13 protein-coding genes are annotated in these 13,642 nt (G+C 62.0%); 3 read left to right on the top strand and 10 right to left on the bottom strand.

The features are described 5' to 3' along the window. Window positions 1-35: 35 nt before the first annotated feature. Entirely contained in the window at window positions 36-857 is an 822-nt protein-coding gene (locus tag AC6JA3_RS20495) for an aldo/keto reductase (protein WP_223944378.1), read from the bottom strand. Window positions 858-1,043: 186 nt separating this feature from the next. Here AC6JA3_RS20495 and AC6JA3_RS20490 point away from each other — a divergent pair, with 186 nt between their 5' ends. Continuing rightward, complete coding sequence (locus AC6JA3_RS20490; protein ID WP_347782143.1) at window positions 1,044-1,931, top strand: helix-turn-helix transcriptional regulator; 888 nt, start codon at window positions 1,044-1,046, stop codon at window positions 1,929-1,931. Window positions 1,932-1,994: 63 nt separating this feature from the next. On the opposite strand, the gene AC6JA3_RS20485 is transcribed toward AC6JA3_RS20490, so the two are convergent. Next, window positions 1,995-2,204 carry a dodecin gene (locus AC6JA3_RS20485; protein WP_026541717.1) on the bottom strand — a complete coding sequence of 70 codons (210 nt, stop codon included), beginning with the start codon at window positions 2,202-2,204 and terminating at the stop codon, window positions 1,995-1,997. Between the two features lie 113 nt (window positions 2,205-2,317). Next, window positions 2,318-3,124, bottom strand: a complete 807-nt coding sequence (locus AC6JA3_RS20480; protein ID WP_347782142.1) for an SDR family oxidoreductase — start codon at window positions 3,122-3,124, stop codon at window positions 2,318-2,320. Window positions 3,125-3,285: 161 nt separating this feature from the next. Between AC6JA3_RS20480 and AC6JA3_RS20475 the strand changes: the two genes are divergently transcribed. Then, window positions 3,286-3,717, top strand: a complete 432-nt coding sequence (locus AC6JA3_RS20475; protein WP_026541718.1) for a universal stress protein — start codon at window positions 3,286-3,288, stop codon at window positions 3,715-3,717. Between the two features lie 81 nt (window positions 3,718-3,798). On the opposite strand, the gene AC6JA3_RS20470 is transcribed toward AC6JA3_RS20475, so the two are convergent. The 7 genes from AC6JA3_RS20470 to AC6JA3_RS20440 form a co-directional block, all read right to left on the bottom strand. Further along, window positions 3,799-4,380: a hypothetical protein gene (locus tag AC6JA3_RS20470; protein WP_347782140.1), complete on the bottom strand. Its 582-nt coding sequence runs from the start codon at window positions 4,378-4,380 to the stop codon at window positions 3,799-3,801. Window positions 4,381-4,440: 60 nt separating this feature from the next. Further along, window positions 4,441-5,556 (bottom strand): zinc-dependent alcohol dehydrogenase, encoded by a 1,116-nt coding sequence (locus AC6JA3_RS20465; protein WP_347782139.1) that lies wholly within the window; start codon window positions 5,554-5,556, stop codon window positions 4,441-4,443. Window positions 5,557-5,671: 115 nt separating this feature from the next. After that, complete coding sequence (locus tag AC6JA3_RS20460; RefSeq protein WP_347782138.1) at window positions 5,672-7,180, bottom strand: pectate lyase family protein; 1,509 nt, start codon at window positions 7,178-7,180, stop codon at window positions 5,672-5,674. Between the two features lies 1 nt (window position 7,181). Then, window positions 7,182-9,164, bottom strand: a complete 1,983-nt coding sequence (locus AC6JA3_RS20455; protein WP_223944381.1) for a pectinesterase family protein — start codon at window positions 9,162-9,164, stop codon at window positions 7,182-7,184. A 68-nt stretch (window positions 9,165-9,232) separates the two neighbouring features. After that, window positions 9,233-10,129, bottom strand: coding sequence for a carbohydrate ABC transporter permease (locus tag AC6JA3_RS20450; RefSeq protein WP_026541722.1), 897 nt, complete (start codon window positions 10,127-10,129; stop codon window positions 9,233-9,235). A 9-nt stretch (window positions 10,130-10,138) separates the two neighbouring features. Beyond that, window positions 10,139-11,089: a carbohydrate ABC transporter permease gene (locus tag AC6JA3_RS20445; protein ID WP_026541723.1), complete on the bottom strand. Its 951-nt coding sequence runs from the start codon at window positions 11,087-11,089 to the stop codon at window positions 10,139-10,141. Window positions 11,090-11,122: 33 nt separating this feature from the next. Beyond that, on the bottom strand, window positions 11,123-12,433 hold the full coding sequence (locus tag AC6JA3_RS20440; RefSeq protein WP_026541724.1) for an ABC transporter substrate-binding protein: 1,311 nt from the start codon (window positions 12,431-12,433) through the stop codon (window positions 11,123-11,125). A gap of 324 nt (window positions 12,434-12,757) precedes the next feature. Here AC6JA3_RS20440 and AC6JA3_RS20435 point away from each other — a divergent pair, with 324 nt between their 5' ends. After that, a complete protein-coding gene (locus tag AC6JA3_RS20435) occupies window positions 12,758-13,639 on the top strand; it encodes a DUF6807 family protein (protein WP_347782137.1) in 882 nt (293 codons plus the stop codon). Window positions 13,640-13,642 lie beyond the last annotated feature (3 nt).

Below are 13,642 nucleotides of genomic sequence, written 5' to 3'. Positions count from 1 at the left end.
CGTCCTTAGTTGTTAGGGCTGGGTGAAAGCGGTTCCTAGAGCTGGGTGAAAGCGGCGACGGCGGGATCGGAACCGATGCGGGCGCCCGCCTCAAGTGCCGTAACGGCTGCCAGTTCTGATTCGGTGAGGGAAAGGTCTGCTGCGCCGAAGTTCTCGCGCATGCGTGCGGAGTCCGCAGACTTGGGGATCACGATGGTCCCCTGCGCCAGGTGCCAGGCCAGGATTACCTGTGCAGGAGTGGTGCCATGTGCCGCGGCCACCAATGCCACCTGCTCGGCGTTAAGGTCCTTGCCTTGGCCCAGCGGGCTGTACGCCTCCACCGCGATGCTCAGGTCGCGGCACTTGTTGGCCAGCCCGCCCTGCTGGTAGGTGGGGTGGACCTCGATCTGGTTCACTGCCGGGACCACGTCTGCCTCGCGAAGAAGCGTGTCCAGGTGCTCGGACAGGAAATTGGAGACGCCGATCGCCCGGATCTGCTTGTCCTGGTAGAGCTTCTCCATCTCTTTCCAAGCCTGCGTGTAAAGGCCCTGCGACGGGACCGGCCAGTGGATCAGGTAGAGGTCAATGACTTCCAGGCCCAAGGCATCACGGCTTCGCTGGAAGGCATCGTAGGCCTCGCCCTGTTCGCCGTTGCGAAGCTTGGTGGTGATGAAGAGTTCCTCGCGGGCAATCCCTGAAGCTGCAATGGCAGCGCCGACTCCTGCCTCATTGCGGTACGCGGCAGCGGTGTCGATATGGCGGTAGCCGGCTTCAAAGGCGTCTTCCACTACCTTCTGCGTTTCCTCAGCAGGTACCTGGAAGACACCGAATCCGAGCTGGGGAATGGTGACGCCGTTGTTCAATGTCAGCTCTGGCATGACGGTCTCCTTCGACGGGATGATGATGGTGGTGACACTCCAGAAAGCGTTTTCGGAGGCTCTGTACCGAGCCTATGCACTTTTGGCTGCAGAGTCAGCAATCCAACCTGATCCTGTTTTTCCTAGGTCTGGTAGTCCTACCCACAAAGGTGGTCTTTCACACGTTCCAAACGGCAGAATGGACGAATGGGTCAAAGCGCCGAGTTCGGAAAATTCCTCAAAGTCATGCGTGCCCGCCTCACACCCGAAGACGCCGGAACCCTGGAATCCAGTGGTTCGCGCCGGGTGCCCGGCCTCCGCCGCGAGGAAGTGGCACGCCTGTCCGGAGTGAGCACGGACTACTACACGCGCCTTGAGCAAGGCCGCAACATCCACCCCTCCAAGGCTGTGCTGGAATCCGTGGCCCGCGCACTTCGGCTGGACGCAGGGGAGCAGGCGCACATGATGGACCTGCTGGAGCACTGCGCCGGCTCGGCAGGAAACCCCGGCCCCGTCCAGAAGGTGCGGCCCGCGGTGCGGCAGCTGCTGGACGCCGTCGGGGATGTTCCGGCCCTGGTGTTGGGGCGGCGTGCCGACGTCCTGGCCGGAAACCGCCTGGCCCATTTGTTGTTCACCGACTTCACGGCGCTGCCCGCAGGGGAACGGAACCTCACGCGTTGGATCATCCTGGATCCCGCGGCAGGGTTGCTGTTCAGGGACTGGAAGACCGTGGCGGCCGAGGCCGTGGGGGCGCTGCGCATGGACGTAGGCCGGCATCCCAATGATCCCCAGACCAACCAACTCGTGGGGGAGCTTGCCGTCCACAGTGAACATTTCCGTCAGTGGTGGGCCGGGCACCGGGTCACGTCGAGGTCCGCGGGAACCATTCGGCTGCACCACCCCGTGGTGGGGGACCTGGAACTGAACTTTGAAACCCTCAGTCTCCCGGACGACCCCGACCAGATGCTGAGGGTGTATTCCGCGAAGGCCGGTTCGCCGTCGTCGGACGCTTTGACGCTGCTCAACTTCGGCGACGTCGGCACCGGCGCCAACCCATCGGCCGTGCCCGAACCCTCTCACCGAGATGCCAGTTGATGACAATCCCGAGCGCTGCAAGCCCCGGAACTGTCACCAACTGCCATCTGGCGGAGGGGTGGGTCAGCGCTCCAGGCGGAAACCGAGCTTGATGGTGACCTGCCAGTCGGCAACTGCGCCGTCCTCGAGGTGCCCGCGGATTTCCTTGACCTCAAACCAGTCGAGGTTCCGCAAGGTTTCGGACGCGGTGGCGATCCCGTTCTTGATGGCGTCGTCAACGCCCTCCGTGGAAGTTCCTACAATTTCGGAAACGCTATAGGTGTGGCCAGCCATGGTGCTCCTCATCAACGTCTTACGAATCTCTGGAAAGGTAAATCCGGCCCGCCGGGCAGGCCGTTTATGCAGACTAGCCCACGGATCACCGCGCGGCCAGAGCCTGCAGCGGCCTAGCTTTCGCGCCAATCATTGCTGGTGATGTGCGAGCCCGCCTGCGGCCCCATCTGCAGCATTCCGCCGTCCACCGGCCACGATGCGCCGTTGACGTAGCTCGAATCCGGGGACGCCAGGAAAGCAATCACCGCTGCGATCTCGCGGGCGTCACCGGGACGGCCAACAGGCACGCCGGGACGTTCCTTGCCCTTGGGGTCCTCGTCTTCCTGGCCGGTCATTGGGGTTGCGATCTCACCCGGTGCCACATTGTTGGCGGTAATCCCGTGTTCAGCGAGTTCCAGGGCCATGGTCTTGATGAGGCCACCCAGACCGTGCTTGGAAGCGTCGTAGGCCGAGGCCCCAACGCGTGGCTGGAACTCATGGACGCTGGTGACGGCGATGATCCGCCCGCCCCGGCCGGCCTTCACCATCCGCTTGGCTGCTGTTTGCATGGCCACGAAGGCGCCGTTGAGGTTGGTGTCCAAGGTGGACATCCAGGTGTCGTAGTCCAACTCAAGGAACTTGGTGCCATCGCCGGTGCCGGAGTTGTTGACGAAGACATCCACCCCGCCAAGTTCCTCGGCCAGCTTCTCGATGGCGTCAGCTGTTCCGCGGACATCCGTGGTGTCCAGTTGATGGACCACTGCTTTCCGGCCGAGACCGCGGACTTCCTCGGCTGTTTCCTCCGCGCCCTGCTGGTCTGAGTGCCACGTGATGCCTACGTCCATGCCGGCTTTGGCCAACGCCACCGCAGTGGCCTTTCCGATGCCTGAATCCGATCCTGTGACGATGGCGGTCTGCGGAGAAAATGGTGCGCTGCTCATGGTCCTGCCTTTCGGTCGTGTGATCGTTCCGATAGTTGTATCCCTACCCAGTGACACCGGCCGTAAACACTCCCGGTTCAAAGGGTTATCCCGGCCTAAGGTGATCGAGTGTAGATTTTCTTGCAGCAGCACCCAGTGAAACCCCACAACCAGGAGTACTCATGTCAGAAGTTATTGTGGTCGGCGTTGACAGCAGCGAGACGGCCAAGCGGGCAGCAGTGGCAGCAGCGAAGCTCGCCACCGCACTCGGCGCCGAACTGCACGTAATCAGCGGCTTCTCCGATGACCGGATCGAAGAATTCGGCAGCGGCAGCGACCGCATCACAGTGTCCTCCGCCGACTCAGCGGAATACGTTGCACGTAAGGTCTCCGAGGAGCTGGACGTCCCCGCAGGCAACATCAAGTACTTCGCAGCCCGTGGAACACCGGCCAACGCCCTCATCAACTACGCCGAGACCAACAACGCCTCGCTGATCGTGGTGGGCAACAAGCGCATGAGGGGCCTGGGCCGCGTCCTGGGCAGCATCGCCAACAGCGTGGCCCACGGTGCTCCGTGCGACGTCTACATCGTGAACACGGACGTAGACGCGTAGCCACCCCATGTAGGTAGCAGCAGATGCCGTTTGAGCGCTCGAAACGGCATCTGCTGCTACTCAGTTGGGTAGCGGTGGGGCTTAGCGGCGTCGGGGTTTTCTTGTGGCCTTCGTGATGCCCTTGAGGGCCAGGACCACGCCGGTGCCCACCAGCAGCCACGGCCCGGCAACGATGATCGGATCCATCCACTGGTGCTTGGTATCCGCCCGCTTCCTGCCCCACCGTGAAGCCAGGCCGTGGTTCTTGAATTCGCTCAGGACTCCTGTTTCGGTGATCGGGTTATCCGGGTGCAGCGTGCCAAAGGACCGCAGGTGGCTTTCCCAGGCATCAACCCGGTCACCCGCGATCAGGAGCAGCCAGTGCGCGGCCCGTCCTTCGCTGTACTTGTAGGCGTACTTCCGGATGGCACCTGAAACGCCCTTCGGAGGGGTGGATGTTCCAAAAACAGGCGTCAGGAATTTGTGCTCAACAGAGCGTTCCCGGGGCCACTTCTCTTCCTGGCGCTCAGGGAAGTCCCAGTGCGCACCGGTGGGAATCCCGCGCTGCTCGCGTGGGAAAGACGGCCGGTCCTTGGGGTCAAGGTCCACGCCCCAGCCCGGAATTTTGGCCCGCAGTTCTTCAGGCGTTGGCCGCGGGATCGGCCTTTCTGCTGTGTACGGCATGATGTTCCTCCTTGCTATGCCTGATCCGGACGCCTAGACAGTGGTCACGATCGGCTTGATTCAGTCATCCAGCTTGGCCGAGAAGATGTGATACCCCTCGGCGATGTGTTCCAGCGGAATCCGATGCGTAATGATGTCGCTGGGCTTCAGGTAGCCGTTCTGAATGTGCTCGAACAGCCGTGGCCACTGCCGCTTCACGGGACATTGGTTCATTCGCAGCGTCAGCCCCTTGTTCATGGCATCTCCGAACTTCACGGCGCTGAACATCGGCCCATAAGCGCCCACCACCGACACCGTTCCGCCTTTGCGGACCGAATCGATGGCCCAGTTCAAGGCAACGGGCGAACCGCCTTGCAGCTTGAACTTGGACGATGTGATGTGTTGGGTGAGGTTGCCGTCAGCTTCGGCTCCGACGGCGTCAATCACCACGTCTGCGCCAAGATGGTCCGTGGCCTTCTTCATTTCCACCACAATGTCGTCGTATTCATTGAAGTTGTACGTTTCGGCGGGGGCAAACTCCCGGGCCTTCTCCAAGCGGTACTCCAGATGGTCAATGACGATTACGCGCCCCGCGCCCATCAACCACGACGACTTCGCGGCGTACAGCCCCACCGGTCCGGCGCCAAAAACCACCACCGTGTCGCCCTGTTCAATGTCTCCCAACTGGGCCCCGAAGTAGCCGGTGGGGAGGGCGTCGGTGAGCATTACCGCGTCCTCCTGGTCCATCCATTCGGGGATCTTGCCGGGCCCGACGTCGGCGAACGGCACCCGCACAAACTCCGCCTGGCCGCCGTCGTAACCGCCGGTGGTGTGGGAGTAGCCGTAAATGCCGCCCACCGCCGTCGCGTTCGGGTTGACGTTGTGGCAGTTGGAATACAGTCCGCGGGCGCAGAAGTAGCACGACCCGCGGTACACATTGAAGGGAACCATGACGCGGTCGCCCACCTTCAGGTTCTCCACGGACGGGCCGACTTGGTGGACCTCGCCCACGAATTCATGCCCGAACGTCATCCCCACCCGCGTATCGGGCATCATGCCGTGATACAGGTGAAGATCCGAGCCGCAGATCGCGGCTCCCGTCACCCGGACTATGGCGTCATTGGGATGCTCGATCCGGGGGATATCTTTTTCTTCGACCCTGACTTTATAAGGGCCGCGGTACACCATTGCTCGCATTTTTGCCGCCTCCAACAGCTGGCCTTCGATATACGGTAAAAATGCTAAGGCTACTTATTAATGATGTCCACCCTTGATATATCTACCCGGCATCTACCCGGCATCTACCCGGCATCTACCCGGCCGCACCGTCGAGCACCGTACCGTTGAGCACCGTTACATTGGAGCGCGTCACGTCCCTTCCCGTGGACAGCAGCACTGGGCCCGACTGCGGGGTATCGGAAGTGACGGTGAGGTCTCGCAGCGTGGAACCGTCCGCCGCCACCAGGAGCGTGACACCTTCGCTGTTGGTCAGGGTCACGTCCGAGGCGTTCCCCGTTGCCCCGGCCAGGGTGATGTTGCGGCGGTCGCCCCAAACCACCGACGGCTCGTGATAAATACCGGGCTGCAGGAGCACCGTGACGGGGCGGGAGTTGTTGGCGGGAATGGCGCCGATCGCCGCGCGGATACTGGCATAATCGCCCGTGCCATCCAGCGCCACGGTCAACACCTCCCGGAGGGCGGGCCCGGTCCCGCCCAACGGCCCGCCGAAAGCACGCACCAGCGCAGGGAGCGCTTTTGGTGGAGTCAGCTCGTAGGAATACGGCGGCACGAACGCAGTACCCCGTTCCTCGCCCGTGTTCCCCGTGCACTCGACAAAGACGTTGTTGCGGGCCACCAGTTCGCCGCCGGGACCTTGGTGGTGCAGGGGGTTCCGGACGTCCCGGAAATAGTTTCCCTCCACCACCAACAGGGCAGCGTTCCGCCCCAACATCCCATAACTGGAGATGTCCTCCAGATAGTTGTTGAAGACGTGGGAGGCCGCAGTGTTGTCCAGGCTGGCGTTGCGCTGGTGGGTGTTCCGGATCCAGTTGTGATGCAGTGTCAGCCGGGTGACCACGTTCTGGGTCCACCCCTCGCCCAGGGCCTTGTTGTGGTCCGAGAAGACGTTCCAGGACAGCGTGACGTTGTCGCAGTCCTTGCGGATGTCCACCAGGCCGTCGCCCAAGCGGGTGAAGTGCATGTGGTCCACCCAGACGTGCGTGCTGGTGTCCATCTGGATCCCGTCCCTGTCATTGTCAGGACGCTTTCCCACAAAATCTCCGGGAATGTAGGAATCCCGGACAGTGAAGTTGCGGAACACCACGTTGGCCACGTTCACCAGCTTGAACCCGGCATTGACCACCGCCGCTCCTTCGCCTGCCCCGAGGAAGGATTTGTTGGATGTCACTGTCAGTTTTTCGTACTGCGGGAAGACCAGCTCTCCGTGCAGGATCACCACCAGCGCTTCGGCACTCTTGGCGAATCCGCGGAGCTGATCCGGCGTGCCTGCGTGGACCAGCCTGCCGCCGGCCCCGCCAGTGGTGCCGTCCCGGCCATGCGCAGCGATGCCGGCGAACCCGGTGGGTGCCGCGGTCCAAGCGCCGCCTTGCCCGCGGTTGATGGGCCCGCCGTTGATGGGCCCGCGCTCGACAGGCAGCCCGGCTTCCCTGAACCCGTTGGAACCGAAGCCCGGCAGCACGTCTTCAGCCGCGGCAGCCCGCGTAGCCGCTCCCAGCAGGCCCGTGGAGGCCAAGGTACCGGCGGCAAGCCCGGCGGAAAGAAGCGTTCGACGTCGGATGGCCGGGTTGTGTGCGTTCGTCATCTCAAGCACCTGCCGCCGGAGTCCAGTCACCCAGGAATGTTTCCTTGGTGAACTTGAGGGCGTCTGTGGGCGTGAGCTGCGGATGGAACCCGTTGACGTAAGCCCCTGGCCCCGTGTTGTTGTACTCGGCAAACCGGCCCTCGGTCCACGCATGCCCGCTCATGTCCGACCAACCCTGCACCGCGATGTGGCTGCCCAGCTGTGACTCGCGGATGACGGCCATGGGGTGGGCTTCGGGATCGCTGCTGGCAAACCAGGGCCGGCCCAGGCTAACGGTCCCGGGAGCGGCATCGGAGGTGAGGGTGCTGTTGACGATCAGGAAGCCGTACGGGTTGGAGTTCTTGGTGCTCGGAGCCACGATGTAGCCGTTGTTGGTGTCGCTTCCGCGGTCCAGGGAGTGGATGGTGCAAGCGTCAAAGACAGCGGTGCCCCGGCCGTAGAGGAAGTCCACGTCGCCTTCGATGTAGCAGTCCTTCAGGTAGGTCCGCGCGGTCGCGTCCCGGCCGGCAGTGTCGGCGAGGTAGGTGTCTTGGTTTCCCAGGAACCTGGTGTTTTCGAAGAGTACGCGGTCCGCCACGGTCCTGACCGCGAGGGCCTGGCTTCCACCGTTGACGGCTTCGTCGTAGGCGTTCTCCACGGTGAGGTTGCGGACGGTAGTGTCCTGCGCCAGGACGTTGAGTGTGGCGCTGCCCGCTGCGCCCCACGTGCCGCCGAAGAACTTGGCACCGTTGGCGGGGGTGTCGTAGGAGATCACGACGTCGGACGGGTTACCTGTTGATCCTTGCAGCGTCACGTTGGGCCGGTCAGCCCAAATGTTGACCGCTTCCCTGTAGAAGCCCGGCTTGATAGTGATGGTCCGGGGTTCGGTATTGCCCACGGGAATCGAGCCGATGGCGGCTTGGACGCTGCCGAAGTCGCCGGTGCCGTCCAGCGCGACGGTGACTTCCGTCGTCGTGCTTGATGCCTTGTTTCCGCGTGGTCCGGCGCTCGAAGTGACCAGGCGTGGCACGTTGGTGGCCTCGTCCTTGGCGTAGGCGTAGGACTGCGTGGGGTCGAAGGCGGTGCCGATGTTGTCCTTGCGGCCGCGGGTGGCATCGAAGACGTTGTCGCGGTTGACGATCTCCGTTGCCGGGTCCTTGGCCACGACGGGATCAGCAACAGCGGTGAAGTAGTTGCCTTCCAGGACCACCTTGGCGGCGTTGCGGCCCATCATTCCGTACTGCCCGATGTCCTGCAGGTAGTTGTTGTAAACGTGGGCTGCCGCGGTGTTGTCCAGGCTGAAGTTCCGTTGGACGGTGTTGCGGATCCAGTTGTGGTGGATGGTCATTTTGGTGACGGCATTGCTGGTCCAGCCCACACCGAGTGCCTTGTTGTTGTCCGCGAAAATGTTCCACGAGTACGTGAGGTAATCGGAGTCCTTGCGGGTGTCGATCATGCCGTCACCCATGCGCTCAAACTTCATGTGGTCCACCCACACGTGGTGCGAGGTATCGAGCTGGATCCCGTCGCGGTCGTTGTCCGGGCGCTTTCCATCCCAGTCACCTGGAATGTAGGAGTCACGGACTGTGAAGTTCCGGAAGATCACGTTGGAGACATTGATGAGTTTGAACCCGGCATTGACCAGTTCCACGCCTGCGCCGGTGCCAATGAAACTCTTGTTGGAGGAGACCGGAATCTTGACGTAGTCCGCGGCGGTGATGCTGCCCTTGACGAAGATGACCAGAGGCTCCTCAGCCGCGGCATAGGTTTTCAGCTCTTCCAGTGAAGAAGCGCTGACGTGCCGCCCGGCCTGGCCACCGGTGGTCCCCTCCAGTCCATTGCCGGGCAAGGACGCGAATCCGTCCGGCCGCTGCTTCCATAATGCGGCGGCTTCGGTCGACGCGTCGGTTCCGCCGGGCTGGGACTCTGCCCTGGCGGGCACAGCGGTAAGGCTTCCAAGAATGACGACGGCGGTCACCGCGCCGAGCAGGCGTCGCAGGCGCATGCAAAACTCCTTTGTCTTGTCAGTGTTGATCTGTCTGTAGTGGTCTTGCTGGCCCCGTGGTGGAGGGCCTACTTAAGCCCCGTGGTGGCAATGCCGTTGATCAAGTACTTCTGCCCGGCGATGAAGAAACCGATAATCGGTGCAATGGACACCACGGACATCGCAAACATGGGACCCCACATGCTCTGGCCTTCGGAATCCATGAACGCGCGCAGGGCCAGGGGAACGGTGTACAAATCCTGGTTCTGGATATAAAGGAGCGGCCCGAAGAACTCGTTCCAGGTGGAGATGAACGTAAAGATCGCCGTGGTGGCCATGGCCGGAACACACAGCGGCAGGATCACCCGGATGAAGGTCCGGAAGGGGCCACAGCCGTCAATCTGCGCGGCGTCGTCCAGTTCCTTGGGCAGCGACTTCATGAACTGCACCATCAGGAAGATGAAGAAGGCATTGGTGGCCATGAAGTTGGGGACGATCAGCGGGAGGTAGGTGTCCAGCCATCCCAGTTGGGAGAAAATGATGTACTGCGGAACCAACAGAACGTGGCCCGGCAACATCAGGGTTCCCAGCATGAGGGCAAAGAACAGTTTCCGACCGGTGAACTCCATCCGGGCGAAGGCGTAGGCTGCCAGCGCGCAGGAGAAGATATTGCCGATGATGGAGAAGACCACGATCACCATCGAGTTGATCAGGTACACGTGGAAGGGCTGGTCCAGGGCGGTCCAACCCTGGGCGTAGTTGGAGAAGTCCCAGTTTTCCGGCCACAGTCCCAGCTGCCGGAAGATATCGTTGCTGGGCTTCAGCGAACTGGAGATCAGCCACAGCAGGGGATAGAGCATCACCAGCCCCACCAGGCAGAGGATCAGGTGCCGCGAAAAGCGGGAAGCCGGCGTGCCTGTCAGGGCATCTTCGGGCTGTTCCTGCTTGGCCAACTTGCGCTTGAGGGGTAGATCAAGGAGTGCCATGAGGTTGCCTTAATTGTCGTAGAAGACCCAGAACTTGGATGCGATGAAATTGATGGCGGTGAAAATCGCGATGATCATCAACAGCAGCCAGGCCATGGCCGAGGCATACCCCATCTCGAACTCTGTGAAGCCCTTTTGGTACAGGTACAGGTTGTAGAACAGCGTTGAATCAGCCGGACCACCCGTACCACCACTCATCACGTAGCCCTGGGTGAACGTCTGGAACGAGCCGATGAGCTGCATGATGAGGTTGAAGAAGATGATGGGGCTGATCAGCGGCAGGGTAATGCTCCGGAACTGCCGCCACTTGGAGGCACCGTCAATGGATGCCGCCTCGTAGTACATGCCCGGCACCTGCCGCAGGCCCGCGAGGAAAATCACCATGGGAGAGCCGAAGGTCCACACGTTCAGCACAATCAGGGTGCTCAGTGAGAACTGCGGGTCGGTGACCCATGCCGGACCCTGGATCCCGAACAATCCGAGGAACCCGTTGACGATCCCGTCATTGCCGAAGATGTAGCGCCACAGCATCACGATCGCCACGCTCCCGCCCAGCAGGGAAGGAAGGTAGTACACCGAGCGGTAGATGGACAGGCCTTGGAGTCCCCGGTTCAGCACCAAAGCCACCAGCAACGCAACGGCCAGGGATATCGGCACGGACACGAACGTGTAAATGAAGGTGACCTTCAGCGACTGAAGGAGCCGGGGGTCCTCGAACATCGCCTGGAAGTTGGCGAGCCCCACAAAGTTCGGCTCGGTGAAGAGGTTGTAGTCCGTGAAGGCCAGGTACAGCGAGGCGAAGAACGGAATGACAGTGAACAGCATCCCCAGGAACCAGGGGAGCAGGAACAGATATCCGGACCGCTGCTTTTTCCGCCGGGAAGGCCGGATGCGGGGCTTGCCGTTTCCTGTCAAAGCCGGGGCGGAAGAGCCGGCCGGCTGTTTGGTCAGAACCGACATGGTGCCACCGTCCCCTCGGGAGTGGATCCGGAGCTACTTGTTGATGGCTGCATTGCTCTTCTCCATGAAGGTCTTCGCGGCATCGGCGGGACTTACACGGCCGAACTCCACTTCAGTGGTCAACTGCTTGAGGGTGTCGGCCACAACGCTGGCGCCCTTCGGATACACGTAGGCAGCAGGGAGTTCGTCTTCCTGGATGGCGGCCATCATGTCCACGAACGTCTTGTCATCGGCACTCAACTTGGGGGTGATGGCCTCGGCCACCTCCGGGTTGATGGGGACGCCGCGCTGGGTAAGGACCTCGGCGGCGCCCTCGGCATCGTTGGTCAGGAAGTCCACCAACTTGGCTGCTTCCTTGGGGTGCTTGGACTTGGCAGCGATGGACCACAACATGGTGGGGTCCGCGGAGTAGCCCCGGCGCTCGCCGGTGGTTTCGCCCGGAATACGCAGCAGGACCACTTCACCTTCAACAGCCTCGTTGTAGCCCCGGAAGTTGTTGATGGGGATGATCTGGGAAGCCACAGTGCCCTTGGCCAGGTAGGACTGGGCGGGGGAACCGCCTATTTGTTCGAAGAACCCGGCGGGTGGGTAGCCCCCGGCTTTGCGGAGGTCCACGCTGTACTGGAACCAGTCCTCGATGGTTTTTGCGCTGACACCCAGCTTGTTGTCCTTGGTGTAGAAGTCTTCGCCGCGTTGGCGGGCCAGGATGATGGGTCCCGTTTCGGTGGCGACGTCGTAACCGGCCCCGTAGACTTTTCCGCCGGTCTTTTCGGTGACTTCGGTGGCGAACTTGGCGTAGTCCTCCCAGCTCCAGGTCTTGTCATCCGGGATGGTCACCCCTGCCTGGTCCGTGATGGTTTTGTTGACCACCATGCCAATGGTGGTGACGCCGGTGGCCAGGCCGTAGAGCTTGCCGTCCACCTCGCCGCGGCTCAGCGTGGTTTCGGGAACCTTGTCCAGGTTCAGCTCGGGGAACGATTTGAGATCGGCCAGGGTGCCGCGTTGGGCGTATTCCAGGAGGCTTCGGTTGGCCATGGCCAGGACATCGGGCGGGTTGCCGCCGGCGAACCGGGTGGCGAGCTTGTCGGCGTAGGGGCCGCTGTCCTGGTATTCGGTCTTGACGGTGATGCCGGGGTTCTTCTTCTCAAAGATCCGCAGGGCCGCTTCGGTCATTTTGGCACGGTTTGCATCGCCCCAGAACACGAAGTTCAACTCGACGTTTCCACCGCTGCCGGCCTGTGCGCCACCACCTCCTCCGCAACCGGCGAGGGCCAAGCCGGCCGCGACCACTGCAGCCCCCAGGACCATCCTGCGTGGGATGGGAGTGCTTGCTGTCTTCTTCATTGAATGACGCCTTTCTGATGTTCATGAGCAGAGGTGAATGATGACTTTCCAGCCGCATGAGTGCAGAAACTTTCTGCACTGAAAATTGATAGTGAGCCAAGCAACTGGCGCGAGTGGTGAGTTTCGGGAGGTGAAAAGTAGTGAGTAAACGATTTCTAGCAAGGAATTGCTGTGACTGTCAACACATCGAGGGAGCTCGGGAGAAATTTATAGAAGAAACTTTCTTTACATGTTGCCGAACTCTTTCTGTCGTGTTTATGCTGATGTCCACAACTGCCACAGCTGCCCCAGCTGCACAATCCAACACATCCCGAAGGGGGCCGAATGGAAAGCTTCCACCTCAACGGAGCGTGCGTGATGCAGGAGAACGCCGGGCAGGACCTGCCGGGGATCGTTGCTCCCAGGCCCTACCTTCACCCCATCCGGACGATGACCGGAGTGGGCCTTACCGAGGCCGCACCGGAAGACCACCCACACCACTTGGGCTTGTCCCTGGCGTTCTCCGACCTGAACGGAAGCAATTTCTGGGGAGGGTCAACGTACACGCAGAACGGCCCGGAGATCCTCCCCAACCATGGGCGCCAGATCGCCTCTGGCTGGGAGCACAGAGCAGGCCAGACGGAAGCCGGCAGCGCAGAAGGAACCATTACCTGGATCAGCCACAGCAACGAGGCAGTGGCCAGCGAACAGCGGAGCTACCTTTACGGGGAGCACCCGGCCCCTAGCACGTGGAGTCTTTCCTTTACCTCGGTGATCCGCCCCGCCGGTTCCGTGGAGCAACTGTCCGTATCGTCGTCGGCCGTTAAGGGACGTGCGGGAGCCGGCTACGGCGGCATCTTTTGGCGGTTTCCCGTCGGCGACGCACCGTCGCATGTGCTCTGTTCCTCAGGGGCAGGCGCCGGGGCAGCGCACGGTTCCCTGTCACCATGGCTCGTGGTGGGACTCCGGCACCAAGGCCAGGATGCCAGCGTGATCCTCGCCCAGGACTCCAGCCAGCTGCGTCCATGGTTCGTGAGGACCGAGGGGTACATCGGCGCGGGCCCTGCCGTCGCGTGGGACAAGGCAGCATCGGCGGACCGGGACAATCCACTGATCCTCAGCCTCCACGCAGTGATCCATGACGGCGCAGTGTCCACCAGCAGTCACGCCCAGGAACTCCTTCAGCAGCACTTTCACTTCAGCAACTCACCCGACAGGACACCATGACCA

It is taken from the genome of Arthrobacter sp. TmtSoilC79, from assembly GCF_059739405.1.
The sequence above is the reverse complement of the archived record's forward strand: the minus strand, read 5'-3'. Positions and strand labels throughout refer to the sequence as shown.

Coding starts and splice junctions, on each gene's coding strand:
- AC6JA3_RS20435 (WP_347782137.1), top strand. CDS start 12,758: ATGGAAAGCTTCCACCTCAACGGAGCGTGCGTGATGCAGGAGAACGCC.
- AC6JA3_RS20455 (WP_223944381.1), bottom strand. CDS start 9,164: ATGCGCCTGCGACGCCTGCTCGGCGCGGTGACCGCCGTCGTCATTCTT.
- AC6JA3_RS20450 (WP_026541722.1), bottom strand. CDS start 10,129: ATGGCACTCCTTGATCTACCCCTCAAGCGCAAGTTGGCCAAGCAGGAA.
- AC6JA3_RS20470 (WP_347782140.1), bottom strand. CDS start 4,380: ATGCCGTACACAGCAGAAAGGCCGATCCCGCGGCCAACGCCTGAAGAA.
- AC6JA3_RS20445 (WP_026541723.1), bottom strand. CDS start 11,089: ATGTCGGTTCTGACCAAACAGCCGGCCGGCTCTTCCGCCCCGGCTTTG.
- AC6JA3_RS20495 (WP_223944378.1), bottom strand. CDS start 857: ATGCCAGAGCTGACATTGAACAACGGCGTCACCATTCCCCAGCTCGGA.
- AC6JA3_RS20465 (WP_347782139.1), bottom strand. CDS start 5,556: ATGCGAGCAATGGTGTACCGCGGCCCTTATAAAGTCAGGGTCGAAGAA.
- AC6JA3_RS20440 (WP_026541724.1), bottom strand. CDS start 12,433: ATGAAGAAGACAGCAAGCACTCCCATCCCACGCAGGATGGTCCTGGGG.
- AC6JA3_RS20475 (WP_026541718.1), top strand. CDS start 3,286: ATGTCAGAAGTTATTGTGGTCGGCGTTGACAGCAGCGAGACGGCCAAG.
- AC6JA3_RS20485 (WP_026541717.1), bottom strand. CDS start 2,204: ATGGCTGGCCACACCTATAGCGTTTCCGAAATTGTAGGAACTTCCACG.
- AC6JA3_RS20490 (WP_347782143.1), top strand. CDS start 1,044: ATGGGTCAAAGCGCCGAGTTCGGAAAATTCCTCAAAGTCATGCGTGCC.
- AC6JA3_RS20480 (WP_347782142.1), bottom strand. CDS start 3,124: ATGAGCAGCGCACCATTTTCTCCGCAGACCGCCATCGTCACAGGATCG.
- AC6JA3_RS20460 (WP_347782138.1), bottom strand. CDS start 7,180: ATGACGAACGCACACAACCCGGCCATCCGACGTCGAACGCTTCTTTCC.